Annotated in this window: 20 protein-coding genes; 8 read left to right on the top strand and 12 right to left on the bottom strand. The window is 71.5% G+C overall.

Going from position 1 to position 26,090, the window contains the following annotated elements:
• Nucleotides 1-6: 6 nt before the first annotated feature.
• A complete protein-coding gene (locus I8N67_RS21595; protein ID WP_200304811.1) occupies nucleotides 7-1,167 on the top strand; it encodes an acyl-CoA dehydrogenase family protein in 1,161 nt (386 codons plus the stop codon).
• Here I8N67_RS21595 and qcrB read toward each other — a convergent pair.
• Nucleotides 1,142-2,791, bottom strand: coding sequence for a cytochrome bc1 complex cytochrome b subunit (gene qcrB / locus I8N67_RS21590; protein ID WP_200304810.1), 1,650 nt, complete (start codon nucleotides 2,789-2,791; stop codon nucleotides 1,142-1,144). The two genes, I8N67_RS21595 and qcrB, sit on opposite strands and share 26 nt — an antisense overlap.
• 86 nt (nucleotides 2,792-2,877) lie before the next feature.
• Nucleotides 2,878-3,597, bottom strand: coding sequence for a vWA domain-containing protein (locus I8N67_RS21585; RefSeq protein WP_200304809.1), 720 nt, complete (start codon nucleotides 3,595-3,597; stop codon nucleotides 2,878-2,880).
• Nucleotides 3,598-3,752: 155 nt separating this feature from the next.
• On the opposite strand from I8N67_RS21585, the gene I8N67_RS21580 reads away from it, so the two are divergent.
• Nucleotides 3,753-4,688, top strand: coding sequence for a rhomboid family intramembrane serine protease (locus I8N67_RS21580; protein WP_200304808.1), 936 nt, complete (start codon nucleotides 3,753-3,755; stop codon nucleotides 4,686-4,688).
• Between the two features lie 139 nt (nucleotides 4,689-4,827).
• Here the strand turns inward: I8N67_RS21580 and I8N67_RS21575 are convergent, their stop codons facing one another.
• The 3 genes from I8N67_RS21575 to I8N67_RS21565 all read right to left on the bottom strand — a co-directional run bounded on the left by I8N67_RS21575 (nucleotide 4,828) and on the right by I8N67_RS21565 (nucleotide 11,988).
• A complete protein-coding gene (locus tag I8N67_RS21575) occupies nucleotides 4,828-6,288 on the bottom strand; it encodes a glutamate synthase subunit beta (RefSeq protein WP_200304807.1) in 1,461 nt (486 codons plus the stop codon).
• A complete protein-coding gene (gene gltB / locus I8N67_RS21570) occupies nucleotides 6,281-10,885 on the bottom strand; it encodes a glutamate synthase large subunit (RefSeq protein ID WP_200304806.1) in 4,605 nt (1,534 codons plus the stop codon). Before gltB ends, I8N67_RS21575 begins: the two co-directional genes overlap by 8 nt.
• A 374-nt stretch (nucleotides 10,886-11,259) precedes the next feature.
• The gene (locus tag I8N67_RS21565) at nucleotides 11,260-11,988 is read right to left on the bottom strand and encodes a VIT1/CCC1 transporter family protein (RefSeq protein WP_200304805.1); all 729 of its coding nucleotides are present in this window, start codon (nucleotides 11,986-11,988) and stop codon (nucleotides 11,260-11,262) included.
• A 290-nt stretch (nucleotides 11,989-12,278) separates the two neighbouring features.
• Between I8N67_RS21565 and I8N67_RS21560 the strand changes: the two genes are divergently transcribed.
• The 6 genes from I8N67_RS21560 to I8N67_RS21535 all read left to right on the top strand — a co-directional run bounded on the left by I8N67_RS21560 (nucleotide 12,279) and on the right by I8N67_RS21535 (nucleotide 19,670).
• Complete coding sequence (locus I8N67_RS21560) at nucleotides 12,279-13,373, top strand: ADP-ribosylglycohydrolase family protein (RefSeq protein ID WP_200304804.1); 1,095 nt, start codon at nucleotides 12,279-12,281, stop codon at nucleotides 13,371-13,373.
• Between the two features lie 221 nt (nucleotides 13,374-13,594).
• Nucleotides 13,595-15,040, top strand: coding sequence for an ADP-ribosylglycohydrolase family protein (locus I8N67_RS21555; RefSeq protein WP_372443772.1), 1,446 nt, complete (start codon nucleotides 13,595-13,597; stop codon nucleotides 15,038-15,040).
• 7 nt (nucleotides 15,041-15,047) lie between these two features.
• Nucleotides 15,048-16,232: an ADP-ribosylglycohydrolase family protein gene (locus I8N67_RS21550; protein WP_200304803.1), complete on the top strand. Its 1,185-nt coding sequence runs from the start codon at nucleotides 15,048-15,050 to the stop codon at nucleotides 16,230-16,232.
• A complete protein-coding gene (locus I8N67_RS21545) occupies nucleotides 16,229-17,638 on the top strand; it encodes an ADP-ribosylglycohydrolase family protein (RefSeq protein WP_200304802.1) in 1,410 nt (469 codons plus the stop codon). The genes I8N67_RS21550 and I8N67_RS21545 overlap by 4 nt, the downstream gene beginning before the upstream one ends.
• Nucleotides 17,635-18,834, top strand: coding sequence for a CaiB/BaiF CoA transferase family protein (locus I8N67_RS21540; protein WP_200304801.1), 1,200 nt, complete (start codon nucleotides 17,635-17,637; stop codon nucleotides 18,832-18,834). The genes I8N67_RS21545 and I8N67_RS21540 overlap by 4 nt, the downstream gene beginning before the upstream one ends.
• The gene (locus I8N67_RS21535; RefSeq protein WP_200304800.1) at nucleotides 18,831-19,670 is read left to right on the top strand and encodes an HpcH/HpaI aldolase/citrate lyase family protein; all 840 of its coding nucleotides are present in this window, start codon (nucleotides 18,831-18,833) and stop codon (nucleotides 19,668-19,670) included. Before I8N67_RS21540 ends, I8N67_RS21535 begins: the two co-directional genes overlap by 4 nt.
• A gap of 78 nt (nucleotides 19,671-19,748) precedes the next feature.
• Here the strand turns inward: I8N67_RS21535 and lgt are convergent, their stop codons facing one another.
• The 7 genes from lgt to I8N67_RS21500 all read right to left on the bottom strand — a co-directional run bounded on the left by lgt (nucleotide 19,749) and on the right by I8N67_RS21500 (nucleotide 26,053).
• Nucleotides 19,749-20,774, bottom strand: a complete 1,026-nt coding sequence (gene lgt, locus I8N67_RS21530; RefSeq protein ID WP_200304799.1) for a prolipoprotein diacylglyceryl transferase — start codon at nucleotides 20,772-20,774, stop codon at nucleotides 19,749-19,751.
• Between the two features lie 126 nt (nucleotides 20,775-20,900).
• Nucleotides 20,901-21,674, bottom strand: a complete 774-nt coding sequence (locus tag I8N67_RS21525; protein ID WP_200304798.1) for a DsbA family protein — start codon at nucleotides 21,672-21,674, stop codon at nucleotides 20,901-20,903.
• A gap of 116 nt (nucleotides 21,675-21,790) precedes the next feature.
• A complete protein-coding gene (trpA, locus tag I8N67_RS21520) occupies nucleotides 21,791-22,609 on the bottom strand; it encodes a tryptophan synthase subunit alpha (protein WP_200304830.1) in 819 nt (272 codons plus the stop codon).
• Nucleotides 22,610-22,623: 14 nt separating this feature from the next.
• Entirely contained in the window at nucleotides 22,624-23,916 is a 1,293-nt protein-coding gene (gene trpB / locus I8N67_RS21515; RefSeq protein WP_200304797.1) for a tryptophan synthase subunit beta, read from the bottom strand.
• A gap of 323 nt (nucleotides 23,917-24,239) precedes the next feature.
• On the bottom strand, nucleotides 24,240-24,434 hold the full coding sequence (gene trpM / locus I8N67_RS44265) for a tryptophan biosynthesis modulator TrpM (RefSeq protein WP_200304829.1): 195 nt from the start codon (nucleotides 24,432-24,434) through the stop codon (nucleotides 24,240-24,242).
• 156 nt (nucleotides 24,435-24,590) lie between these two features.
• On the bottom strand, nucleotides 24,591-25,400 hold the full coding sequence (trpC, locus tag I8N67_RS21505) for an indole-3-glycerol phosphate synthase TrpC (RefSeq protein ID WP_200304796.1): 810 nt from the start codon (nucleotides 25,398-25,400) through the stop codon (nucleotides 24,591-24,593).
• Nucleotides 25,401-25,573: 173 nt separating this feature from the next.
• Complete coding sequence (locus I8N67_RS21500) at nucleotides 25,574-26,053, bottom strand: DUF2752 domain-containing protein (protein WP_200304795.1); 480 nt, start codon at nucleotides 26,051-26,053, stop codon at nucleotides 25,574-25,576.
• Nucleotides 26,054-26,090 lie beyond the last annotated feature (37 nt).

The following is a 26,090-nucleotide window of genomic DNA, read 5'->3' as shown; positions in this document are numbered from 1 at the left end:
CCGCTGATGCGCTTCCTCCTCGACAGCGAGCAGCGGGCCTTCGCCGAGTCGTTGGACGCGATGCTGGCGGCCGCGGACACCCCGGCGGTCGTACGGGCCTGGGGGCGCGGCGAGCACGCGGCCGGGCGTGCGCTGTGGTCCCGTGTCGCGCGGGCCGGCGTCTTCGCGCTGGCGGCTCCGGAGGCGTACGAGGGGGTGGGCCCCCTTCCCGTCGAACTGGCGGTCGCCTTCGTGGAGCTGGGGCGGCACGCGGTGCCCGGCCCGCTCGTGGAGACGGTGACGACGGAGGTCCTCCTGGCCGGGCTGGACGACCCGGGCCCGGCCAAGCGCCTGCTCCCGGCGCTGGTGACCGGGGAGGCCATGGCCACGGTCGCGCCTTCGAGGCCGAGGCCGTCGGCGCTCGCGCCGCAGTCGGGGCCGGGGCCGGGGCCGGAGTCGGGGCCGGAGTCGGAGTCGGGGCCGGAGTCGGGGCCGGGGCCGGGGCCGGGGCCGGAGCCGGAGCCGCCGACACCGGGGCGGGAGCCGGGGCCGTACGCCCTCACGCGGGAGCCGAAGTCGCACGCGCTCGGGCTCCCGCTCGCACTGGACGGTGACGCGGCGGCGATCCGTCTGTCGTTCGACGCGGAAGAGCTGCGCCTGTCCCCCGGTCACGGCCCGATCCGCCCCTCCGTGGACCCGGCCCGCCGCCTGACCCCCCTCACCCCCGGCGGCGAACTCCTCGCCACGAACCCGCCGTCCGTCGCCCAAGCCCTCACCTGGGCCCGGCTCGCGGTCGCCGCCCAGGCCCTCGGCGTCGGACTCGCCCTGCTGGACAGGACGGTGGCGTACGTCGGGCAACGCACCCAGTTCGGCGTCCCCATAGGCTCGTTCCAGGCGGTGAAGCACCGGCTGGCCGACGCGAAGGTGGCCCTGGAGTTCGCGCGCCCGCTGGTCTTCGGGGCCGCGGTCACCCTGGACCCGGCCGACGTGGCCGCCGCCAAGGTGACGGCCTGCGAGGCGGCGTACACGACCGCCCGCACCGCACTCCAACTGCACGGCGCGATCGGCTACACGGCCGAGTACGACCTGTCGCTGTGGCTGACCAAGGCGCGGGCGCTGCGGACCGCGTGGGGCAGCCCGGCCGAATGCCGGAGTGCGGTTCTCAGTGGTGGTGGTCGCCGCTGGTGAGTTCCCGGTACTCCTCGACCGTCGGCTTGGGAATCCGTGTCCCGGGCCCGAACATGGCGTGGGCGAGGCGGCCGCGCAGCCGGTCGACGGGCCGGACCCGGCGCCGCACCCCGCCCGCGTCGACGACCGGCCCGACCTCGTACGGCGGGTCCTGATCGTGCTGCGTGAGCGCGAACAGCTGCTCCGGGGAGAGCGCCTCGTGGACCTCGACGTACTCGCCGTGCGGGAGCCGTTTGATGATGCCGGTCTCGCGGCCGTGCAGCACTTTGTCGCGGTCCCGGCGCTGGAGCCCCAGGCAGATCCGTTTGGTGACGATGAAGGCGACGACGGGCACCACGAAGAAGCCGATGCGCACGAACCAGGTGATGGCGTTGATGGAGAGATGGAGATGGGTGGCGACGATGTCGTTGCCGCCGCCGATCAGCAGGACGCCGTACAGACTCAGCCAGGCCACGCCCAGGCCGGTGCGGACGGGCACGTTGCGGGGACGGTCGAGGAGGTGGTGTTCGCGTTTGTCGCCGGTGATCCAGGCCTCGACGAACGGGTAGACGCCGATGGCCAGCATGATCAGCGGGAAGAGGGAGAAGGGGATGAGGACGCCGAGGGCGAGGGTGTGCCCGAAGGCGTTGATCTCCCATCCCGGCATCACCCGGATCAGGCCTTCGGAGAAGCCGAGATACCAGTCCGGCTGGGCGCCGGTGGTGACGAGATCGGGGCGGTAGGGCCCGAAGGCCCACACCGGGTTGATGGTCGCGATCGCGCCCATGAAGGTGAGCACGCCGAAGACGAGGAAGAAGAAGCCGCCGGCCTTGGCCATGTAGACCGGCATGAACGGCATGCCGACCACCGATTTCTGGTCCCGTCCGGGCCCGGGGTACTGCGTGTGCTTGTGGTAGAAGACCAGGATCAGATGGGCGACGACCAGCGCCAGCATGATCCCCGGCAGCAACAGCACATGGATCGGGAAGAGCCGCGAAATGATGTCGTGCCCGGGGAACTCCCCTCCGAAGAGGAAGAAGGAGAAATACGTCCCCACGACCGGGACGGACAGGATGGCGCCCTGCGCGAAGCGGAGACCGGTGCCGGAGAGCAGGTCGTCCGGGAGCGAGTAGCCGGTCAGCCCGGTGATGATGCCGAGGAACAGCAGCGTCCAGCCGAACGCCCAGTTCATCTCGCGCGGCTTGCGGAACGCGCCCGTGAAGAACACCCGCATCATGTGGACGAGCATCCCGGCGACGAAGACCAGCGCCGCCCAGTGGTGGATCTGCCGGATCAGCAGACCGCCGCGCACATCGAAGCTGATCTCCAGCGTGGACTCGTAGGCCCGGGTCATCAGGACGCCGTTGAGCTGCTCGTACGTGCCGTTGTACTCGACCTCGGCACCGCTCGGCTCGAAGAACAGGGTCAGCCAGACGCCGGTGAGGATCAGGATGAGGAAGCTGTAGAGGCAGATCTCGCCGAGCATGAAGGACCAGTGGTCCGGGAACACCTTGCGCAGATTGGTCTTGGCGATGCCGTACAGCCCGAGCCGTCCGTCGGCCCAGTCCGCGACCCGCTCCCCCTTGCCGCCCGTCGCGGCACCCCTCCGACTGCCGCCCGCCCCGACCGCCCGCACGCCGTCCATGCGTCGCCCTCCCCTCGGCCTGTCTCAGGGTGGCACGCACGCTCGATGATGTAAATGGGGCCCACTCCCCACTTCCGTGACTCCCCTCAGGGGACAATCCCCTGAGCGCGCGCCCCGGCCAGCCAACTCGGGAACTCCCCCAACAGCCGGTCGTACAACTCCCCGTCGGACACGGCCCTCGGATCCGAACCGGCATGAAAGAACCCTGCGTTGTCGACGGCCCGCTTGCCCGGCACCGCCAACTCGTCGAGCCTGCGCAGGAAGTCGAACTGCTTGCTGTCCGGGTCACCGAAGCCGATGAACTGCCAGAAGAGGGGGAGGCGGGCGGCCTTGCACACGTACCGTTCGGCTGCGAGCTTGTTGATCGGCCCGCCGTCGGTCTGGAACACGACGAGAGCGGGTGCCGTGGCGCCGCTGTCGAGATAGTGGTCGATCACAGTGTCCATGGCCAGGTGGTAGCTGGTCTTCCCCATGTGTCCGAGCCCGGCCACGATCCGCTCGATCCGCCCCTGGTGCTCGGCGAGGGCGATGTCCGCCACGGCGTCGACATCGGTCGAGAAGAAGATGACGGGCACGCGCCCGTCGTCGTCAAGGTGGGCCGACAGCCCGAGCACCCGATCCGCGAGCGCCTGCACACTCCCGTCCCTGTAGTACGGCTTCATGGAACCGCTGTAGTCGACGACGAGGTACACGGCGGCCCGCAGTCCGTCGAGCCCGTGTTCGTCGAGAGACACCCCGGCGGCCTTGTAGAGATCGACGAGCGCCGGGGCGGTCTCCCGCACCTTGCTGAGGCTGATCGCGGACATACGGGGGGCCTCCTGGCACCGAAGCTCTGCGGAACACCCGAGGCTATGGCACCGCAAACACCTCCCCCTCACCACCAGCCCCTCATCGTTCGCTATTTTGTTCGCCGCCGCCCTCACCGGCTCGTCATCAGTCCCGCACTCCCAAGGAGCCGGTCGTGGAACCAGAATCCCCGTCCCCCTCGCCGTCCGAGCCCGCCGTCACCACCTGCTACCGCCACCCGAAAGTGGAGTCGTACGTCCGCTGCACCCGCTGCGAGCGGTTCATCTGCCCGGACTGCATGCGCGACGCGGCCGTGGGCCACCAGTGCCCGGAGTGTGTGAAGGAGGGCGCGCGAACGGTCCGCCAGGCCCGCACGGCCTTCGGCGGCCGGATCTCGACCGTCCCGCTGGTGACGTACATCCTGATCGGCCTGAACGTCATGGCCTACGTCGCCGAACTGCTCCGTGCGGAGGTCGTGGACGACTTCGCGATGCTGGGCCGGGGCCTGGCCGGCCCGGACGGCCTGCACTACGTCTGGCAGAGCGCCTACCCGGCCGACTTCCACCTCGAAGGCGTGATCGACGGCGAGTGGTACCGCCTGCTCACCGGCGCCTTCCTCCATCTCCCGCCCACCGAGGGCACCTTCGGCATCCTGCACATCGTGATGAACATGGTCACGCTGTGGAACGTCGGCAGGATCGTGGAGTCCCAACTCGGCCGCACCCGCTACCTCGCGCTCTACCTCCTGTCCGCCCTCGGCGGCTCGGTCCTCGTCCTGCTCCTGGCCCCCGACGCCACCACGGTCGGCGCCTCCGGCGCGATCTTCGGCGTCTGCACCGCGTACTACGTCCTCGCCCGCCGCCTGGGCGCCGACCCGGCGGGGATCAACCGCTTCATGGCCGGGCTGCTGGTATGGCTGGTCATCTCGGCGGTCGTCACGTCCTGGCAGGGACACCTCGGCGGTCTGCTCACGGGTGGCCTGATCGCCTTCGCGTTCGCCTACGCACCCCGGGACCGGCGGCGGGTGCTGGTGCAGGCGGGGGCGTGCGCGGGGGTGCTGGCGTTGTTGGTGGTGCTGGCGGTGGGGAAGGTGTCGGGGATGACGGGCTGAGGTGCCCGAGAACATGCGGCGGCGCCTGCCCAGTCGTCCGGTCGGGGACTGGCGGGCAGGCGCCGTCTGTGTTCCGTACGCCTTTGTACGGGACGTATGTGGGGTGACCGTCAGGTCACCGTGTTGATTCGAGCGGCGGTCAGACCATCAACGACCGGTCGGTGGGCCGGATCGGCGAAGGCAGTTCGCTGGCGCCCGTGAGGAACCGGTCGCAGCCCTGAGCCGCGGACCGGCCCTCGGCGATCGCCCAGACGATGAGCGACTGGCCGCGACCCGCGTCACCGGCGACGAAGACGCCCGGAACGTTGGTCTGGAAGTCGGCGTCGCGGGCGATGTTGCCGCGCTCGTCCAGGTCCAGGCCGAACTGGTCGACCAGGCCGTTCTCCCGGTCGGTGCCCGTGAAGCCCATGGCGAGGGTGACCAGCTGGGCGGGGATCTTGCGCTCCGTGCCCGGCTTCGGGGTCAGCCTGCCGTCGATGAACTCGACCTCGGTGAGGTGCAGGAACTGGACGTTGCCGTCCTCGTCGCCCTCGAAGTGGGTGGTGGAGACGGAGTAGACCCGCTCACCGCCCTCCTCGTGCGCCGAGGTGACCTTGTAGAGCATCGGGAAGGTCGGCCACGGCTGGTTCGCGGCACGGTCCTCGCCCGGCCTCGGCATGATCTCCAGCTGTGTGACGGAGGCCGCGCCCTGGCGGTGGGCCGTGCCCACGCAGTCCGCGCCCGTGTCGCCGCCGCCGATGACGACGACGTGCTTGCCCTCGGCCGTGATGGGGGGCGCCACGAAGTCGCCCTCCTGGACCTTGTTGGCCAGGGGCAGGTACTCCATGGCCTGGTGGACGCCCGCCAGTTCACGGCCGGGGACCGGGAGGTCACGGGCGGTCGTTGCGCCGGCGGCGATCACGACGGCGTCGTAACGCTTCTTCAGGTCCGTGGCCTTGAGGTCGCGGCCGATCTCGATGCCCGTACGGAAGCGGGTGCCCTCCGCACGCATCTGCTCGATGCGGCGGTTGATGTGCCGCTTCTCCATCTTGAACTCGGGGATGCCATAGCGCAGCAGGCCGCCGATGCGGTCCGCGCGCTCGTACACCGCGACCGTGTGACCGGCACGCGTCAGCTGCTGCGCGGCCGCCAGGCCCGCCGGGCCCGAGCCGATGACCGCGACCGTCTTGCCGGAGAGGCGCTCGGGAGCCTGCGGGGCGACGTCGCCCGTCTCCCACGCCTTGTCGATGATCGAGACCTCGACGTTCTTGATGGTGACGGCCGGCTGGTTGATGCCGAGCACGCACGCCGACTCGCAGGGGGCCGGGCACAGCCGCCCGGTGAACTCCGGGAAGTTGTTCGTCGCGTGCAGCCGCTCCGACGCCGCCGTCCAGTCCTCGCGGTAGGCGTAGTCGTTCCACTCGGGGATCAGGTTCCCGAGCGGACAGCCGTTGTGGCAGAACGGAATGCCACAGTCCATGCAGCGCGAAGCCTGCTTCGAGATGATCGGGAGCAGGGAGCCCGGAACGTAGACCTCGTTCCAGTCCTTCAGGCGTACGTCGACGGGGCGGGACTTGGCGACCTCGCGCCCGTGGTTCAGAAAGCCCTTCGGGTCAGCCATTGATCGCCGCCTCCATCATCTTCTCGGTGATCTCGGTCTCGGAGAGACCGGCCTGCTCGGCGGCGGCCTTGGCGGCGAGCACTGCCTTGTACGTGCTGGGGATGATCTTGCTGAAGCGCTCCACGGCCACGGGCCACTCGGCGAGCAGCTTCTCGGCGACCGTCGAGGCGGTCTCCTCGGCGTGGCGGCGCACCACACCGTGCAGCCACTGCTTGTCGTCGTCGGACAGGGCCTCGACGGCGCCCACGTTGCCGGCGTTGACGTTGTCGCGGTTCAGGTCGATCACGTAGGCGACGCCGCCCGACATACCGGCCGCGAAGTTGCGGCCCGTCTCGCCGAGGACGACCGCGTGACCGCCGGTCATGTACTCGCAGCCGTGGTCGCCCACGCCCTCGGACACCACCGTCGCGCCGGAGTTGCGGACACAGAACCGCTCGCCCGTACGGCCGCGGAGGAAGAGCTCGCCGCCGGTCGCGCCGTAGGCGATGGTGTTGCCCGCGATCGTCGAGTACTCGGCGAGGTGGTCGGCGCCCCGGTCGGGGCGGACGACGACGCGGCCGCCGGAGAGGCCCTTGCCGACGTAGTCGTTGGCGTCGCCCTCCAGGCGCAGCGTCACACCGCGCGGCAGGAACGCGCCGAACGACTGGCCCGCCGAGCCGGTGAAGGTGATGTCGATGGTGTCGTCGGGCAGACCCGCGCCGCCGAACTTCTTCGTCACCTCGTGGCCGAGCATGGTGCCGACCGTGCGGTTGATGTTGCGGACCTTGACCTGGGCGCGCACCGGCTGGGCGTCGGTGGCGCTGGACGCGGCCAGGGCGTCGGCGGCGAGCTTGATCAGCTCGTTGTCCAGCGCCTTCTCCAGGCCGTGGTCCTGCTCGATCAGCTGGTGGCGCACCGCGCCCTCGGGCAGCTCGGGCACGTGGAACAGCGGGGCCAGGTTCAGGCCCTGGGCCTTCCAGTGGTCGACCGCGCGGGTCACGTCGAGCGTCTCGGCGTGGCCGACGGCCTCCTCGATGGTGCGGAAGCCCAGCTCGGCGAGGATCTCGCGGACCTCTTCGGCGATGAACTGGAAGAAGTTCACGATGTACTCGGCCTTGCCGGAGAACCGCTCGCGGAGCACCGGGTTCTGCGTGGCGATGCCGACCGGGCAGGTGTCCAGGTGGCAGACGCGCATCATGACGCAGCCGGAGACGACGAGCGGCGCGGTGGCGAAGCCGAACTCCTCGGCGCCGAGGAGCGCGGCGATGACGACGTCACGGCCGGTCTTCAGCTGGCCGTCGGTCTGGACGACGATGCGGTCGCGCAGGCCGTTCAGGAGCAGCGTCTGCTGGGTCTCGGCGAGGCCGAGCTCCCAGGGGCCGCCGGCGTGCTTCAGCGAGGTGAGCGGGGAGGCGCCCGTACCGCCGTCGTGGCCGGAGATGAGGACGACGTCCGCGTGTGCCTTGGACACACCCGCCGCGACCGTGCCGACGCCGACCTCGGAGACCAGCTTCACGTGGATCCGCGCCTGCGGGTTCGCGTTCTTCAGGTCGTGGATCAGCTGGGCCAGGTCCTCGATGGAGTAGATGTCGTGGTGCGGGGGCGGGGAGATGAGGCCCACGCCCGGGGTGCTGTGCCGGGTCTTGGCGACCCAGGGGTACACCTTGTGGCCGGGCAGCTGACCGCCCTCGCCGGGCTTGGCGCCCTGGGCCATCTTGATCTGGATGTCGTCGGCGTTGACCAGGTACTCGGAGGTCACACCGAAGCGGCCGGACGCCACCTGCTTGATCGAGGAGCGGCGCGCGGGGTCGTACAGACGGTCCGAGTCCTCGCCGCCCTCACCGGTGTTGGACTTGCCGCCCAGCTGGTTCATGGCGATGGCGAGCGTCTCGTGCGCCTCGCGGGAGATCGAGCCGTACGACATGGCGCCGGTCGAGAAGCGCTTGACGATCTCGGAGACCGGCTCGACCTCGTCGATGGAGATCGCTTCCCGGTCGCTCTTGAAACCGAAGAGCCCGCGGAGGGTCATGAGCCGCTCGGACTGCTCGTTCACGCGGTCCGTGTACTTCTTGAAGATGTCGTAGCGGCGGGTGCGCGTGGAGTGCTGGAGGCGGAAGACCGTGTCCGGGTCGAACAGGTGCGGCTCGCCCTCGCGGCGCCATTGGTACTCGCCGCCTATGTCCAGGGCGCGGTGGGCCGGCGCGATGCCGCTGGCCGGGTACGCCTTGGCGTGGCGGGCGGCGACCTCCTTGGCGACGACGTCGATGCCGATGCCGCCGATCTTGGTGGCGGTGCCGTTGAAGTACTTCGTGACGAACTCGTCCGCGAGGCCGACGGCCTCGAAGACCTGGGCGCCTCGGTAGGAGGCGACCGTGGAGATGCCCATCTTGGACATGACCTTCAGGACGCCCTTGCCGAGGGCGTAGATCAGGTTGCGGATGGCCTGCTCGGGTTCGATGCCTTGCAGGAACGTGCCGGCCCGGACCAGGTCCTCGACGGACTCCATCGCCAGGTACGGGTTCACGGCCGCGGCGCCGAAGCCTATGAGAAGGGCGACGTGGTGGACCTCGCGGACGTCACCGGCCTCGACCAGCAGGCCCACCTGGGTGCGCTGCTTGGTGCGGATGAGGTGGTGGTGGACGGCCGCGGTGAGCAGCAGCGACGGTATCGGCGCGTGCTCGGCGTCCGAGTGGCGGTCGGAGAGGACGATCAGCCGGGCGCCGTTGTCGATGGCGGCGTCGGCCTCGGCGCAGATCTCCTCGATGCGCGCGGCGAGGGCGTCACCGCCGCCGGAGACCCGGTAGAGGCCCGACAGCGTGGCGGCCTTCATGCCGGGCATGTCGCCGTCGGCGTTTATGTGGATGAGCTTGGCCAGCTCGTCGTTGTCGATCACCGGGAAGGGCAGGGTGACGCTCCGGCACGACGCGGCGGTCGGCTCGAGGAGGTTGCCCTGCGGGCCGAGGGAGCTGCGGAGCGAAGTGACCAGCTCTTCGCGGATCGCGTCCAGCGGCGGGTTGGTGACCTGCGCGAACAGCTGGGTGAAGTAGTCGAAGAGCAGGCGCGGGCGCGCGGACAGCGCGGCGATCGGCGAGTCCGTGCCCATCGAACCGATCGGCTCGGCGCCGGCCTTGGCCATCGGCGCGACGAGGACGCGCAGTTCCTCCTCGGTGTAGCCGAAGGTCTGCTGGCGGCGGGTGACCGAGGCGTGGGTGTGCACGATGTGCTCGCGCTCGGGCAGGTCGGAGAGCTCGATCTCCCCGGCCTCCAGCCACTCGGCGTACGGCTGCTCGGTGGCGAGGCCGGCCTTGATCTCGTCGTCCTCGATGATGCGGTGCTCGACGGTGTCGACGAGGAACATGCGGCCGGGCTGGAGGCGGCCCTTGCGGACGACCTTGGCCGGGTCGATGTCGAGGACGCCGACCTCGGAGCCGAGGACGACGAGGCCGTCGTCGGTGACCCAGTAGCGGCCGGGGCGCAGTCCGTTGCGGTCGAGGACCGCGCCGACCTGCTTGCCGTCGGTGAAGGTGACACAGGCCGGGCCGTCCCAGGGCTCCATCATCGTGGAGTGGAACTGGTAGAAGGCGCGGCGGGCCGGGTCCATGGAGTCGTGGTTCTCCCACGCCTCCGGGATCATCATCAGCACGGAGTGCGGCAGGGAGCGGCCGCCGAGGTGGAGCAGTTCCAGGACCTCGTCGAAGGACGCCGAGTCGGAGGCGTCCGGCGTACAGATAGGGAAGATCCGGTCCAGCGTCTCCTGCCCCCCGAAGAGGCCGGAGGCCAGCTGGGACTCGCGGGCCACCATCCAGTTGCGGTTGCCCTTGACCGTGTTGATCTCGCCGTTGTGCGCGACGAAGCGGTACGGGTGGGCGAGCGGCCAGCTCGGGAAGGTGTTCGTGGAGAAGCGGGAGTGCACGAGCGCGATCGCGGAGGCGAAGCGGCGGTCGGACAGGTCCGGGAAGAAGGGCTCCAGCTGGCCGGTGGTCAGCATGCCCTTGTAGACGATGGTCCGCGCGGACAGCGAGGGGAAGTAGACGTCGACCTCACGCTCGGCGCGCTTGCGCAGCACGAAGCTCTTGCGGTCGAGGTCGATGCCCGTGGCGGCCGAGCCGGAACCGTCGGTGACGAAGACCTGACGGAAGACGGGCATCGTCGAGCGGGCGGTCGCGCCGAGCAGCTCGGGGGCGACGGGCACCTCGCGCCAGCCGAGGACGGTCAGGCCCTCCTCGGCCGCGATGGCGTCGATGCGGGCGACGGCGTCCTCGGTGCCCTCCTCGGGCAGGAAGCCCGTACCGACGGCGTACGAGCCCGCCTCGGGCAGCTCGAATCCGGCCACCTCGCGGAAGAAGGCGTCGGGAACCTGCGAGAGGATGCCGGCGCCGTCACCGGAGTCGGGCTCGGAGCCGGTGGCGCCGCGGTGCTCCAGGTTGCGAAGAACCGTGAGCGCCTGCTCGACCAGCGCATGGCTCGCCTCGCCGGTGAGGGTGGCCACGAAGCCGACGCCACAGGCGTCGTGCTCGTTGCGGGGGTCGTACATACCCTGCGCAGCAGGGCGAGCATCCATGAAGGACCACTTCTGGCCATTCGTGGAGTGCTGGGACGGCTGGCGCGGCGTACGCATCGGCTCTCCCGTCGTCGTCATCTGGCATATGCGTGTGCCGAGGGACGACGTTGGCCCTCTGCGTAAAGTGCAAAATTTCGTGCAGGTTACATGATGGAGCGATTCTCGGGAACCGGGATACTTCGTTCCAACATGCGGACGCCGCGCAGGTGCGAAGCGGGTGCGGCGCACGGCGGCGGGATCAGGGGGAGTCAACCGGACAGATCGGTGTCCATCGACTCGGGGGCGCAGGAGACGTCGTCGCCCACTACTTACGGGTGCGGCGCGGGCGTCTTTGCCCGCGCGCTTACGGCTCATGCCCAGCGGTTAAGCATTCGAAACCGCCTAGTAACGACTACTTATGCGGTCCCGCGCATACGTAGCCATCCGATCCATCATACGGCCGCACCGAACAGGCTGCCCAGGGCGTACGTCACACCCGCCGCGGCACCTCCGAGGGCCAGCTGCCGCAGCCCGCTGAACCACCAGGTTCTGGCCGTCACCCTGGCCACCACCGCACCGCACCCGAACAGCCCGACGAGCGCCACCAGCACGGCCGGCCACAGCGCGCTCGCGCCGAGCAGATACGGCAGCACGGGGAGCAGGGCGCCCAGCGCGAAGGAGCCGAAGCTCGACGCGGCGGCGACGGCGGGCGAGGGCAGGTCGCCGGGATCGATGCCCAGCTCCTCGCGCGCGTGGATCTCGAGGGCCTGCTCGGGATCGCGCGAGAGTTGTCTCGCGACCTCGTACGCGAGCCCCGGCTCGACACCACGGGCGGCGTAGAGCGCGGCCAGCTCCTTCTCCTCGTCCTTGGGGTGCTTGCGCAACTCCCGCCGCTCGACATCGAGTTCGGCCTCGACGAGTTCGCGCTGCGCGGCGACGGAGGTGTATTCGCCGGCCGCCATGGAGAAGGCCCCGGCGGCGAGCCCCGCGAGTCCGGCGACGACGATCGCCTCCCGGCCCGCCGACCCGCCCGCGACCCCGGTCATCAGCGCCAGGTTGGACACGAGACCGTCCATCGCCCCGAACACGGCGGGCCGCAGCCAGCCGCCGTTCACGTCCCGGTGGGTGTGGTTGTCGCGGTGCGCCTCGTGCAGCGAGGCCTCAGTGTCGATGATCGCCATAGCTCGAACGTACGCTCGGAAAATCGCTTCTGCCAGCAAGGAAGGCCGTACTTACCCGGGCCTGCGAGGTGGGCCGACGACGACTCTCGACTGTTCGAGGAATCGTTGCCGCTCATTCGTACATGACCATGCACAGATGTCGACCGGGTGATACGGAGGCGTTCCGGGCGCCGGTGGGGCACCCGATGTGGCAGAGATCTTCCCAGCGAATCTTCGAAATCCTCGAAATCTTCAGAGCGGATCAACTGCCCATCGGGCCAGACCTGCCCACCGGGCCAGAGAGGCGCCATATGCCTTCCATCGCCTGCATTCCTCCGGTTTTGGCGCCGGGGGACGCCGCCGACCTCCGCGAGCGGGCACGCGGGGCCATGCTGGGACTCGCCGTCGGGGACGCGCTGGGGGCGCCCGCGGAGAACATGAAGCCGTCCGAGATCCGCGCGCGCTGGGGGCGCATCACGGGGTATGTGGCCGAGCGCCCCTCGGGCACGGACGACACGGAGTACGCGATCTTCTCCGGGCTGCTGCTGGCCCGGCACGGCTCGGCGCTGACTGTCAGCCATGTGGAGACGGCCTGGCACCAGTGGATCGCGGACCGGGACGAGGGCCCCTTCCGGGGCGCCGGCTTCAGCGAACGCGGCACCCTGGAGAACCTCCGCCGGGGCCTCGCCGCGCCGATCTCCGCCCAGCACCGGCATGCCTGGAGCGACGGCCTGGCCATGCGCGCCGCGCCCTTCGGCGTCTTCGCGGCGGGCCGTCCGGCGGAGGCCGCCCGCCTGGTAGCCATCGACGGCTCGGTCAGCCACGACGGCGAGGGCATCTACGGCGGGCAGGCGGTCGCCGCCGGCGTGGCCGCGGCGATGGCGGGCGCCCCCACGATCGCCGTCGTCGCCTCCGCCCTCGCCGTGATCCCCGACGACTCCTGGACCGCCCGCTCACTGCGCCGCGCGGTCGCCATCGCCCACCGCGGCGAACGCGCGGTCCGCTCCGCGGTCGTCATCGGCGGCTACCCCTGGACCGACCTCGCCCCCGAAGCCGTCGCCCTCGCCTTCGGCGCCTACGCGGCGGCCGACGGCGACTTCACCGAGTCGGTCCTCACCGCCGTGAACATGGGCCGCGACGCCGACACGACCGCCGCCGTCGCCGGCGCCCTGGCCGGCGCCACCCGGGGCGCCTCGTCCATCCCGCCCGAGTGGACCGCCGCCATCGGCCCCGCGAGAGGCAGTTGCCTGCCTTCCATGGCCGGCCACCACGTCCTCGACGTAGCCGAGTTGCTGACCCCCGACGAGTCCGGCAAGTGGATCACTGGCCCCCTGCCCGGCGACTGGACGACCCCCGATCCCACCGCGTACGTGCTGGCCACGGACGAGAAGGAGGTACAGCCATGACCCTGACATCGACGGACGAGGCGCCCGACCACAAGGTGGAGCCGGGATCGTATGAACCGCCGCCGGACGGGGCGGACGGCCCCGGCGGGTCCGGCGGGTCCGGCGGGTCCGGCGGGTCCGGCGGGTCCGGCGGGTCCGGCGGGTCCGGCGGGTCCGGCGGCGAACTGGACCATGGGCGACCGCACCTCGGCCGACCGGCCGACAGTGAGCCGCACCCCACCCTGCCGACCGACGCCGAGCCGCCTCCCGGCTGGTCGGCCGACGCCGAGCCGGGCCCCACCCGACCGACTGACACCGAGCCGCACGCCGCCCGACCGACCAACGCCGAGTCGCACCCCGCCGGGTCGACCAACGCCGAGTCGCACCCCGCCGGGTCGACCGACACCGACCCCCACCCCACCCCGACCCCATCGCCGGTCGGCAGCCCCTCGCAGCTCCGCCACCCCGCCACCCCCGCCGCCCTCGCCGCTCCCGACTCCCCAACTCCCCGGCTCCACCACCCCCCCACCCCCACGCCACCCACGCCGCCCAAACCCGCCGCCCCCCACCCCCGCCGCATCGAAGGCCTCCTCCTAGGCCTCGCCGCGGGCGACGCCGCGGGGTGGCCCGCCGCGCGGCATCGGGCCGCGCGGATGCCGGAGTGGACACGTCGCCTCACCCGTGAGCTGGACACGTTCGCCGAGCAGAACGCGACGACCACGCTGCCGGTGCCGATCGCCCTGAACCAACCCCCCGAGCCCCTACGCCTCGGCCCCTCCGACGACGCGGAGTGGGCGGCGTTCGCCGCGGAGGCGGTGCTGCGGGCCGGGGACGCGGGCGCGCTCGGCGACCTGAGCCTGGAGCGGCGCACCCGGGCCTCGATCGACCTGTCCTGGAACGCCGTGGCCAGCGAGATCGCGGCCGCCGCCGAACGCGCCCCCGAGGTCGAGTCCGCCGTACTCCCCCTGCGCGCCCGGATCTCCGTACGCGCCGGACTCGGCAACCTCGCCACCGGTCTGCGCCCGCCCGCCACCGGCCACGACAACCCGCACTACTTCGACGACGCGGCCTGCGTACGCGCCTGCGTGCTGGCGGTGGCGCACCCGGGCGACCCCCGACTCGCCGCCGAACTGGCCGAGTTCGACGCCCGCTACACCCAGGACGGCGACGGCGTGCACGGCGCCCGCGCGATGGCCGCCGCGCTCGCGCTCGCGCTCGTCGGCGCGGACGTCGACGACTGCGTGGCGGCCGCCCTCGCCGAACTCCCCGAGGAGACGGAGATCGGCCGCAACGCCCGGCACGCTCTGGATCTCGCCCAACGCCACAAAAAGGAAGGAACATTCGCCCTCGTCCCGCTCCTTGAGCACCAGATCGTCGACCACGTCTACAGCTACGGCATCGCCGCCGCGGAGACCGTCCCCGTGGCCCTCGCCCTCGCCACCGCCGCCCACGGCCGGATCGCCGAGGCCGTCCCCGCCGCCGCCTGCCTCTCCCGTGTCGCCGACTCCGCGCCCGCCCTCGCCGGCGCCCTGACCGGCGCGCTCGGCGGCGGCATCGCCATCCCCGACACCTGGCGGAACGCCTGCCGCACCCTCTCCGGCTGTGCCCTGCCCAGGCTCACCGGCACGGATCTCGTACACCTCGCCGAACTGCTCGCAGCCACGGAACTCGCCGTCCCAGGAGGATGATTCAGGCATGACACCACCAAACGAAGCCAAATACAACACAGTGGCTGATACCGGAGCGCCCCTCGAAGAGCGCATCACCGGCGCCCTGGTCGGCGCCGCCGTCGGCGACGCCCTCGGCGGCCCGGTCGAGGGCTACACCCCGGAACAGATCCTCGAACGCCACGGCGGCCGCGTCCACGGCATCGTCGGCCCCTGGAACGGCGACGGCTGGCGCACCGCCCGCCCCATCGCCCCGTACCACAAGGGCGACGGCCACGTCACCGACGACACCTTGATGACCCACGCGCTGGTACGGGTGTACGACCACGTCCGCGACCACCTGGACGCGTACGCCATCGCCGAGCACCTGGTGCCGGACATGATGACGACCCCGCGCTGGATCCCCGAACTGGAGGCGGAGGCCCTCCCCCTCCAGCGGGTCTTCCTCGCCGAGAAGTGGCTGGTGGCCCGTATCCACTACGGCCACATCGACCCCCGTGAGGCCGGCACCGGCAACATCGTCAACTGTGGCGCCGCGATGTACATGGCCCCCGTCGGACTGGTCAACGCGGCCGATCCGCCGGGCGCGTACGCCGAGGCACTCGACATCGCGGGCGCCCACCAGTCCTCGTACGGCAGGGAGGCGGCCGGCGTCTTCGCGGCGGCGTGCGCGGCGGCGTGCACGCCGGGCGCGACCGCCGAGTCGGTGATCGAGACCTGCCTCGCCCTGGCGAAGGACGGCACGCGCGCGGCGATCGAGTCGGTGTGCGAGGTGGCGCACCGGTACACGGACTTCGAGTCGGCGCTACGACCGCTCCGCGAGGCGGTGACCCCGTTCGACACGGTGGGCCCCGACTACCGTGCCCCCTCCCTCGGCGCCCGCCGCCCCTCCCGCCTCCACGCGATCGAGGAACTCCCCATCGCCCTGGGCATGTTGCTGGTGGCCCGTGGCGACTACCGCCACGCGGTCCTCGGCTCGGTGAACTACGGCCGCGACTGCGACTCGATCGCGACGATGTCGGGCGCCCTCGCGGGCGCGCTCGGCTCCGAGATCCCGTCCGACTGGGCCAAGACGGTGGCCGAGGCCAGCCGCCTCGACCTGCACGCCCCCGCCACGACGCTCACCGCGGTCACCCGCGAGATCCATGAGCGGGACGTCCGCCGCCGCCGCGCCCACGAGGCCGCCTTCACCACCCTGGCGTCCCTCCGGTGACCCCCCTCCGCCTCACCTGGGTCCAGCCGGAGGACCTCCTCGGCCACGAACTGCACCAGGCCCGCCAGGACGGCCGCGAGCCCTCGGCCATCGCCACCCGCTGGCACACGGCGGGCGGCCCCCCGGCCCCCCTCCGCGCCGGCTCCTCCCCCACCCCCCCGTCCCGCTACCTCCGCCAACTCGCCGAGGACCTCCTCGACGAACTGGCCGACCTGCCAAGCACGTTGACGGACGACGAGCCGACGGACCTGAGCAGTATCAAGGCCCTGTGCCCGAACTGGCCGGGCCGACCCACCCAGCCCGCCACGTACGAGTCAGTCACATACGAGTCAGCCACGTACGAGCCCGCCACGTACACCCCCCGCCTGGAAGCCGCCTGGCTCGGCCGCGCCGTCGGCTGCCTGCTCGGCAAACCCGTCGAGAAGCTCCCCCTCACCGCCATCCGCCAACTCGCCCGCGCCACCGGCAACTGGCCCCTCACCACCTGGTTCACCACCCGGGGCGTCCCTCCGGACCTCCTGGCGGCCCACCCCTGGAACCGCCGCTCGGCCTCCACCTCCCTGGCCGAGAACATCGACGGCATGCCCGAGGACGACGACCTCAACTACCCGCTCCTCAACCTGCTCCTCCTCCACCGCCACGGCCCGCACTTCACCACCGCCGACGTGGCGAGGCTCTGGCTGGACGAGCTCCCCGCCGGCCGCACGTTCACCGCCGAACGCATCGCCTACCGCAACCTCCTCACCGGCATCGAACCCCCGCACACCGCCCGCCACCGCAACCCGTTCCGCGAATGGATCGGCGCCCTGATCCGCGCGGACGTCCACGGCTGGACCCACCCCGGCGACCCGGCCGCGGCGGCCGGACAGGCCCACCGCGACGCCACCCTCACCCACACCGCGAACGGCGTCTACGCGGCGATGTACATCGCGGCCGCCATCGCCGAGGCAGCCACCGGCACCCACGACATCCACCACTGTCTGCGCACCGGCCTGACCGTCGTCCCCCCGGCCTCCCGCCTGGCGCGGGCGATCAACCACGCCCTCCAACTCGCCACCGAGGCCCGCGACTTCGACACGATCGTCGACGCGCTCCACACCGCCTACGCCGACCACCACTGGGTGCACGCCATCCCCAACACGGCCCTGCTCACCGCCGCCCTCACCCACGCGGACGGCGACTTCACGGCCTCCGTCTGCCGCGCGGTGTCGGGCGGTTGGGACACCGACTCCAACGGCGCGACGGCCGGCAGCATCGCCGGTCTGCTGGCCGGTTCCCCGGCGGCGCTCCCCGACCGCTGGACGGCCCCCCTCAAGAACCGCCTGGCCACCTCGATCGCGGACTTCGACGGCATCGGCTTCGACACCCTGGCCCACCTCACCCTCCGGGAGACCCCCCACCCATGACCCAGGCGTACGACCCCCCGCTCACGCACCTCCGCGTCCTCGACCTCGCCACCCTGTTCGCCGGCCCCCTCGCCGCCACCATGCTCGGCGACTTCGGCGCGGAGGTCATCAAGGTCGAGCACCCGACGAAACCGGACCCGTCCCGCGGCCACGGCCCTTCGAAGGACGGCGTGGGCCTGTGGTGGAAACTCCTGGGCCGCAACAAGCGCACCCTGACGCTGAACCTGTCGCGGCCCGGCGGCCGGGACACCCTCCTCCGCCTCGCCGCCACCGCCGACGTGATCATCGAGAACTTCCGCCCCGGCACCCTGGAGAAGTGGGGCCTGGGCTGGAAGGAGCTGTCCGCCGCGAACCCGCGCCTGGTCCTCGCCCGCGTCACCGGCTTCGGCCAGTTCGGCCCGTACGCCAACCGCCCCGGCTTCGGCACGCTCGCCGAGGCGATGAGCGGCTTCGCCGCGATCACCGGCGAACCGGACGCCCCACCGGTCCTCCCGCCCTTCGGCCTCGCCGACTCGATCGCGGGCCTGGCGACGGCGTACGCGGTGATGACGGCCCTGGCCTCCCGCGACCACACCGGCGAGGGCCAGGTCGTCGACATGGCGATCATCGAGCCGATCCTGACCGTCCTCGGCCCCCAGCCCCTCTGGTACGACCAGCTCGGCCACGTCCAGCCGCGCACCGGCAACCGCTCCGCCAACAACGCGCCCCGCAACACCTACCGCACCGCGGACGGCTCCTGGGTGGCCGTCTCCACCTCCGCCCAGTCCATCGCGGAACGGGTGATGCGCCTGGTCGGCCGCCCCGAGCTGATCGACGAGCCCTGGTTCGGCTCGGGCGCCGAGCGGGCCCGCCACGCGGACGTCCTGGACGAGGCGGTCGGCGCGTGGATCGCCCGCCACACCCGCGAGGAGGTCATCGAGGTGTTCGAGAAGGCGGAGGCGGCGGTCGCCCCCATCCAGGACGTGCGGGAGGTGATGACGGACCCGCAGTACCGGGCGCTGGACACCATCACGACCGTCGACGACCCCGACCTCGGCCCGCTGCGCATGCAGAACGTCCTCTTCCGCCTCTCCGCCACCCCGGGCGCCATCCGCTGGGCGGGCCGCCCGCACGGCGCCGACACGGATGCGGTCCTGACCGAGCTGGGCCTGTCCGAGACGGACATCGCGACCCTCCGCCAGGAGGGCGCCCTGTGACGTCCTTCCCCCTGACCTGGTTGTACGTCCCCGGCGACCGCCCGGAGGTGGTGGCCAAGGCCCTCACCGCCGGCGCGGATGTGGTGATCGTGGACCTGGAGGACGCGGTCGCCCCCGACCGCAAGGAGTACGCCCGATCGGCCACCGCCGAACTCCTCTCCGAGCCCCCGCCCGCCCCGGTCCACGTACGCGTGAACGCCCTGGACACCCCGCTCTGCGGAGAGGACCTGAAAGCCCTCTCCTCCCTCCCCGGCCTCGCGGCGCTCCGCCTGCCCAAGGTCACGTCGCCCGCCGAGGTGGTGCGCGTGGCGGAACGGACCGCCCCCGCGGAAGGAGGCGCGATCCCCCTGTACGCCCTGCTGGAATCGGCTCTGGGCGTGGAGCGGTCCTATGAGATCGCCTCTTCCCATCCCGCGCTCCACGGCATCGCGCTCGGCGAGGCGGACCTCCGCGCCGACCTGGGCGTCCAGGACGACAGGGCGCTGGACTGGCCCCGCTCCCGAGTGATCGTCGCCGCCCGCGCCGCCGGCCTGCCCGCCCCCGCCCAGTCCATCCACCCGGACACGAGAGACCTCGAAGGCCTGGCGGTCACCTCCGCCCGCGGCCGCGCTCTCGGCTTCCTGGGCCGCGCCGCCATCCACCCCCGCCAACTCCCGGTGATCGAACGCGCCTACGCCCCCACCCCGGCGGAGATCGAGTCGGCCGAGGAGATCCTCGTAGCCGCGGCAACCGACCCCGGCGCCCAAGCACTCCCCGACGGCCGCTTCATCGACCCGGCCGTGGTGGCGGGCGCCCACCGGACCCTGTCCCTGGCCGACCGCTCCGCCCGACACTGACCGCCCTGCCGACACGAAAAACCCACCCGCCTGTCAGGGCGGGTGGGTTTTTTGAAGCATCCGTCACGGAGCGACGCGTCAGCTCTTCTCGGCGGACTCGGTCTTCTTCCCGACAGCGGAGTCGGAGGTCTCGTCGTCCTTCGTGTCGGACTTCGCCGAGGACTTCGTCGACTCCGAGTCCCCGTCCTTCTCGTCCTTCTTCTCGACGTCCTTCTCGGCGCCCTTCTCAAGGTCCGCCGAAGCCGAGGCCTCGTCGGCGTCGCCCTGGCCGTCCCCCTCACCGTCGGAGACACCCGGCTCGACCACTTCCTCACGCCCCGGCCGCTTCCGCGCCGACAGCACGAGGTAGATCACGGCGAGCAGGAAGACGAACAGCGCGGTCCAGTTGTTGAGCCGCAGCCCGAAGATGTGGTGGGCGTCGTCGACGCGCATGTACTCGATCCAGAACCGCCCCGCGCAGTACGCGGCGACGTACAGCGCGAACGCCCGCCCGTGCCCGAGCTTGAAGCGGCGGTCGGCCCAGATGACGAGGAGCGCGACGCCGATGCACCACAGCGACTCGTAGAGGAAGGTCGGGTGGTAGGTGCCGGGCACCCGCCCGTCCGTGGAGGACGTGATCTCCAGGGCCCACGGCAGATCGGTCGGCTTGCCGTACAGCTCCTGGTTGAACCAGTTGCCCCATCGCCCGATCGCCTGGGCGAGGGCGATGCCGGGCGCGACGGCGTCGGCGTAGGCGGGGAGGGGGATGCCGCGCCTGCGGCATCCGATCCACGCGCCCACCGCGCCGAGGGCGATCGCGCCCCAGATGCCGAGCCCGCCCTCCCAGATCTTGAAGGCGTCCACCCAGTCACGGCCCTCGCTGAAGTACAGCTCGTAGTCCGTGATCACGTGGTAGAGCCGTCCGCCGACGAGGCCGAAGGGCACGGCCCAGACCGCGATGTCGGCGATCGTGCCGGCCCGCCCGCCCCGGGCGAGCCAGCGTTTGTTGCCGAGCCAGACGGCTACGAAGACACCGATGATGATGCAGAAGGCGTAGCCGCGCAGCGGGACGGGACCGAGGTACAGCACCCCGCGCGACGGGCTGGGAATGTAGGCAAGTTCCATGGCAGGGTCGACGCTACCCTGCCGGGCCCGGCCGACGGTGGGCAGCCCCGGCAACGGGTCCATAACGCCGCACCACGACTCCCTTGACGCCTCACGGACCCCGCGGGTCTCACAGCGCCACAGGGCTCACCCCTTGGCCTTCGCCTCCACCATCTCCTTCAGCTTGGCGGGGGTCATGGACTGGTCCGCGTAGATGTTGGTGCCGTTGAGGAAGACACTCGGGGTGCCCCCGAAGCCGCCCTTCTGGAAGGCCTCGTTCGACTTCACCACCCAGCTGTTGTGCGTGCCGTCCTCGACGCAGCCGCGGAAGGCGGAGGTGTCCAGCCCGTCCACCTTCTTCGCGAGGTCGAACAGCTTGGCCTCCTGGGCGAAGTCGTCACTCGTCTCTGCGGGCTGGTTCTCGTACAGCACGTCGTGGTAGGCGGGGAACTTGCCCGCGTTCTGTGCGCAGGCGGCAGCGTTGGCGGCCTTCCGCGAGCCGCTGCCGCCCATGTTCGCGTCGATCAGGGTCGCCAGGTGGTACTCGACCTTCAGCTTTCCGGCCTCGGTCAGCTCGTGGATCGTCGAGCGGTACGCGTCCTCGAAGGACTTGCAGGCCGGGCAGCGGAAGTCCTCCCACACCGTGAGAGTCGCCTTGGCGCCGGTGTCCCCGACGGGGATCGCGAGGCTGTCCTCGCCGTTGGCCCCCGAGGGCGCCACCACGGGGCCCGCGGTGTCGGCGTCGTCCTTGCCCGCGTTCGCCGCGACGACGCCGATCACGGCGGCCAGTCCCAGGACGCCGAGCACCGAGGCGCTCACGATCAGCACCCGACGGCGCTTCTCGGCGGTCTTCTGCTTCTCGCGCTCCTCCGCCAGCCGTTCACGGGCGGTGCGCTTTCCCTCACGGTTCTTCTCGCTCACATCCCGCAGAACGAACCGGGGAGGCGCACCGCGCCTCCCCGATCCCACTTCCACCCGTTCGAGTGAGCGGATTACCCGTTACGTCCAGCCGTTCCCGTACGACAAACGGGTGAACGTCACGCGCTCCGGCGCACACCCTTCGCGAGGTCGCCCGCCAGTTCCCGTACGGCGTCCAGGCCGGCCGCCTCGTCCGGTGCGTCCAGCATCAGCTTCACGAACGCGGAGCCGACGATCACGCCGTCGGCGAATCCGGCGACCTCGGCGGCCTGTTCGGCGTTGGAGACGCCGAGGCCGACGCAGACCGGCAGGCCGGTGCGGGTGGCCCGGGTACGCCGCACCAGGTCCTGGGCCTGGGCGCCCACCGATGCCCGGGTGCCCGTGACGCCCATCAGCGAGGCGGCGTAGACGAAGCCGCTGCCCGCCGCGGTGATCTCGGCGAGGCGAGCGTCCTTGCTGCTGGGCGCGACGACGAAGACCGTGCCGAGCCCGTGCTTCTCGGCGTGCTCCCTCCAGAGGGCGGACTCCTGGACGGGCAGGTCGGGCAGGATGCAGCCCGCGCCGCCCGCCTCCGCGAGCTCGGCGGTGAAGCGCTCGACGCCGTACCGGTCGATCGGGTTCCAGTACGTCATGACGAGTACGGGCTTTCCGGTGGCCTCGAAGGCCTCGCGGACCGTGCGCATCACATCCGCGATCTTGACGCCGCCGCGCAGGGCGATGTCGTCGGCGGTCTGGATGACGGGCCCGTCGAGGACCGGGTCGCTGTGCGGCAGCCCGACCTCGACGATGTCGGCGCCGCCCTCGAAGACCGCCTTGATCGCGGCGATGCCGCCGTCGACGGTCGGGAACCCGGCCGGCAGGTAGGCGATGAGCGCGGACCGCCCCTCCGCCTGCGCGGCGGCGAGGGTGTCACTCAACAGCTGGCCCTTTCCTCCAATAGATGCAGCGCCGCTCACTTGGCGTCCCCCTCGATCTCGGCGATGTCGCCGTCCGCGTCGGCGGCGACCGTCGCGTCGGCCGCGGTGTCGTACAGGTTGAAGTAACGGGCGGCCGTGTCCATGTCCTTGTCGCCACGCCCGGACAGGTTGACGACGATCAGCGCGTCCTTGCCCAGCTCTCTGCCGACCTCCAGGGCGCCGGCGAGCGCGTGGGCGCTCTCGATCGCCGGGATGATGCCCTCGGTGCGCGACAGCAGGCGCAGGGCCTGCATGGCCGCGTCGTCGGTGACCGCGCGGTACTCGCCGCGGCCGCTGTCCTTGAGGTACGCGTGCTCGGGCCCGATGCCCGGGTAGTCCAGCCCCGCCGAGATCGAGTAGGGCTCGGTGATCTGCCCTTCCTCGTCCTGCAGGACGTACGACCGCGAGCCGTGCAGGATGCCCGGCTCACCCGCGGTCAGGGTCGCCGCGTGCTCACCGGTCTCGACGCCGTGCCCGGCCGGCTCGCAGCCGATGAGCCGTACGTCCGCGTCCGGGATGAAGGCGTGGAAGAGCCCGATGGCGTTGGAGCCGCCGCCGACGCAGGCGACGGCCGCGTCGGGAAGCCGTCCGGCCTGCTCCAGCAGCTGTCGCCTCGCCTCCACACCGATCACCCGGTGGAAGTCGCGGACCATGGCGGGGAAGGGGTGGGGGCCCGCGACCGTCCCGAAGAGGTAGTGGGTGCGGTCGACGTTGGCGACCCAGTCCCGGAAGGCCTCGTTGATGGCGTCCTTCAGGGTCCGGGAACCGGACTTCACGGCGACGACCTCGGCGCCCAGCATGCGCATGCGCGCGACGTTGAGGGCCTGGCGCTGGGTGTCGATCTCACCCATGTAGATCGTGCAGTCGAGCCCGAAGAGCGCGCAGGCGGTGGCGGTGGCGACGCCGTGCTGTCCCGCGCCCGTCTCGGCGATGACCCGGGTCTTGCCCATGCGCCTGGTGAGCAGGGCCTGCCCGAGCACGTTGTTGATCTTGTGTGAGCCGGTGTGGTTGAGGTCCTCGCGCTTGAGGAACACCCGTGCGCCACCGGCGTGCTCGGCGAACCGCGGCACCTCGGTCAGGGAGCTGGGACGGCCGGTGTAGTGCACCAGCAGGTCGTCGAGCTCGCACGCGAACTCGGGGTCGGACTTCGCCTTGTCGTACTCCACGGCGACCTCGTCCACGGCGGCGACCAGCGCCTCCGGAATGAACTTGCCGCCGTACGCGCCGAAATACCCCTCGGCGCTGGGGACCTGACCCTCGGGGTCCGGGATGAAGAACTCACTGGACATACGGCTACCTCGCAGGGGCGTGGCCCCATGGTTGATCGGACATCGGAATCACACGCTCACGTACGCGCACGCTGTCCCCGGGGGCCGTTCGCCCGGCGGTCCGGGCGGCCGAGGCGTCCCTGAGCGGCGAGGTGCCGGCCCGCGACAGCCGGGGACCGGGAGCGGCCCGTGGAGTCACGGAGCGGTCGAACCTCGCACGACGGAAGGAACCCTCGATCGAACCACGGCGGCACGGATCGGTGGTGCCGAAGCGGCCGGAAGGGACGGGTTCACGGACCGGCGGGGCGCAAGCACCCGGCGTTCACGAGGCGGCGGACTCGGTGTCAGCCACCCGCGGAGGACCGGCGCGTACGCCGGCGGGGCCATCGCATGCCGTTGACCTGGCCCGGCTCGTCACCGATGACATAGCGGACCCGGCGCCCGTGGACGCGGCGGGCGGGCGCCCGGCAGCCACGGGGACGGCACCCGCGCGCGAGGCGGGCGTAGGGGTCCTTGACAGTCATGGTGATCGAGAACATCGGGGCACAGCCTACCGGCCCCGCATCACTCATGTGGGCGACATCGGCGCCCGGCTGCGACGGCACGGCGGCCGACCACGCGCACCCCACGGCTCCGGCCGCCGAAGCGGTCCCCGGCCGGCCGGTGGTGGAGCGGTGGTCGGCTGCGCTCATCGGTCAGCCGCGCCCGTGCCGCAGGGCCGGGTGCTCGCCGGCGGCGACGAGGTCGGCGACGGCGGTCCTGGGGTCCTTGCCGGTGACGAGGGACTCGCCCACGAGGACCGCGTCGGCGCCGGCGTTGGCGTAGGCGATGAGGTCGTGCGGGCCGCGGATGCCCGACTCGGCGATCTTGACAATGGAGTCGGGGATCTCCGGGGCGACGCGCTCGAAGGTGGTGCGGTCGACCTCGAGGGTCTTGAGGTTGCGCGCGTTGACGCCGATCACCCGGGCGCCCGCGTCCACCGCGCGCTCGACCTCGTCCTCGTCGTGCACCTCGACGAGCGGGGTGAGCCCGATGGACTCGGCGCGCTCGATCAGGGATTCGAGGGCGGGCTGGTCGAGGGCCGCGACGATCAGCAGGACCACGTCGGCGCCGTACGCCCGGGCCTCCCACAGCTGGTAGGAGGTGACGATGAAGTCCTTGCGCAGGACGGGGATGTCCACGCGCGCGCGGACGGCCTCCAGGTCCGCGAGCGAGCCGCCGAAGCGGCGCTGCTCGGTGAGGACGGAGATGACGGCCGCGCCACCCGCCTCGTAGTCGGCCGCGAGGGCGGCCGGGTCGGCGATCGCGGCGAGCGCGCCCTTGGAGGGGCTGGACCGCTTGACCTCGCAGATGACCTTGACGCCGTCGCCGCGCAGGGCGGCCGCGCCGTCCTTGGCCGCTGGAGCCCTCGCCGCACGCTCCTTGAGTTCGTCGAGGCTGACCCGCGCCTGCCGCTCCGCGAGGTCGGCACGGACTCCGTCGATGATCTCGTCGAGCACACTCACGCGAGCGGCCCCCTTTCAGACGGTGGAAAATCGGTGACAACGTTTGACAGCCGGGTGACGACTGTCGAGCGGTTCTCAGGGTTCTGGCGGTTCACTGCGATGGTATCCGGAGGAGGGCGTAGGCCTCGCATCGTGTTGACGGCGGTCCCATTACCTGGACGTTCGCCATTCGATCAAGGATGAAGCCAGCCGCCGAACGGCGAGTTCCGGACAACTGTGAAGACCAGCGCCAATCCGCCGAGCGTCCACAGCTGGACGGGGCCGAGTGCTATGCGCAGCGGTCGTCCGCGCGCCACTTGGACCACCCAGACCGTCCACAGCACCGCGAGGCCCAGGAAACCGGCCACGGCCAGCGCGTTGTCGGTGAGGGCGGTCGCGAGGTCCCCGTGCGCGAAGGCGTGCGCGCTGCGCAGGCCGCCGCAGCCGGGGCAGTAGAGGCCGGTGAAGCGCCACAGGGGGCAGACCGGGTAGTGACCGGGCTCGTTCGGATCCACGGCCCCGACATACGCGAAGGCCCCGCCGACGGCCACGAGCACTGCGGCGGGCACCCCCAGCCGACGCCACATGGCCGTGCCGGTCGTACCTGCCGTATCTGTCCTGTCGGCGCGCGGTGGCGGTGCCACTGGCTGAGTCTCGGCGTTCACACACCGCATTGTGCCCCGTGCGGGCCGTACGCGCGCGTGAGGGGCG

It is taken from the genome of Streptomyces adelaidensis (assembly GCF_016598475.1).
GTDB lineage: Bacteria > Actinomycetota > Actinomycetes > Streptomycetales > Streptomycetaceae > Streptomyces > Streptomyces adelaidensis.
Note: the sequence above shows the minus strand (reverse complement) of the source record. Positions and strands in the feature narration are given on the sequence as shown.

Coding starts and splice junctions, on each gene's coding strand:
- trpB (WP_200304797.1), bottom strand. CDS start 23,916: ATGTCCAGTGAGTTCTTCATCCCGGACCCCGAGGGTCAGGTCCCCAGC.
- I8N67_RS21540 (WP_200304801.1), top strand. CDS start 17,635: ATGACCCAGGCGTACGACCCCCCGCTCACGCACCTCCGCGTCCTCGAC.
- lgt (WP_200304799.1), bottom strand. CDS start 20,774: ATGGAACTTGCCTACATTCCCAGCCCGTCGCGCGGGGTGCTGTACCTC.
- I8N67_RS21500 (WP_200304795.1), bottom strand. CDS start 26,053: ATGCGGTGTGTGAACGCCGAGACTCAGCCAGTGGCACCGCCACCGCGC.
- I8N67_RS21585 (WP_200304809.1), bottom strand. CDS start 3,597: ATGTCCGCGATCAGCCTCAGCAAGGTGCGGGAGACCGCCCCGGCGCTC.
- I8N67_RS21575 (WP_200304807.1), bottom strand. CDS start 6,288: ATGGCTGACCCGAAGGGCTTTCTGAACCACGGGCGCGAGGTCGCCAAG.
- gltB (WP_200304806.1), bottom strand. CDS start 10,885: ATGCGTACGCCGCGCCAGCCGTCCCAGCACTCCACGAATGGCCAGAAG.
- I8N67_RS21560 (WP_200304804.1), top strand. CDS start 12,279: ATGCCTTCCATCGCCTGCATTCCTCCGGTTTTGGCGCCGGGGGACGCC.
- qcrB (WP_200304810.1), bottom strand. CDS start 2,791: ATGGACGGCGTGCGGGCGGTCGGGGCGGGCGGCAGTCGGAGGGGTGCC.
- I8N67_RS21550 (WP_200304803.1), top strand. CDS start 15,048: ATGACACCACCAAACGAAGCCAAATACAACACAGTGGCTGATACCGGA.
- I8N67_RS21595 (WP_200304811.1), top strand. CDS start 7: ATGCGCTTCCTCCTCGACAGCGAGCAGCGGGCCTTCGCCGAGTCGTTG.
- I8N67_RS21565 (WP_200304805.1), bottom strand. CDS start 11,988: ATGGCGATCATCGACACTGAGGCCTCGCTGCACGAGGCGCACCGCGAC.
- trpM (WP_200304829.1), bottom strand. CDS start 24,434: ATGTTCTCGATCACCATGACTGTCAAGGACCCCTACGCCCGCCTCGCG.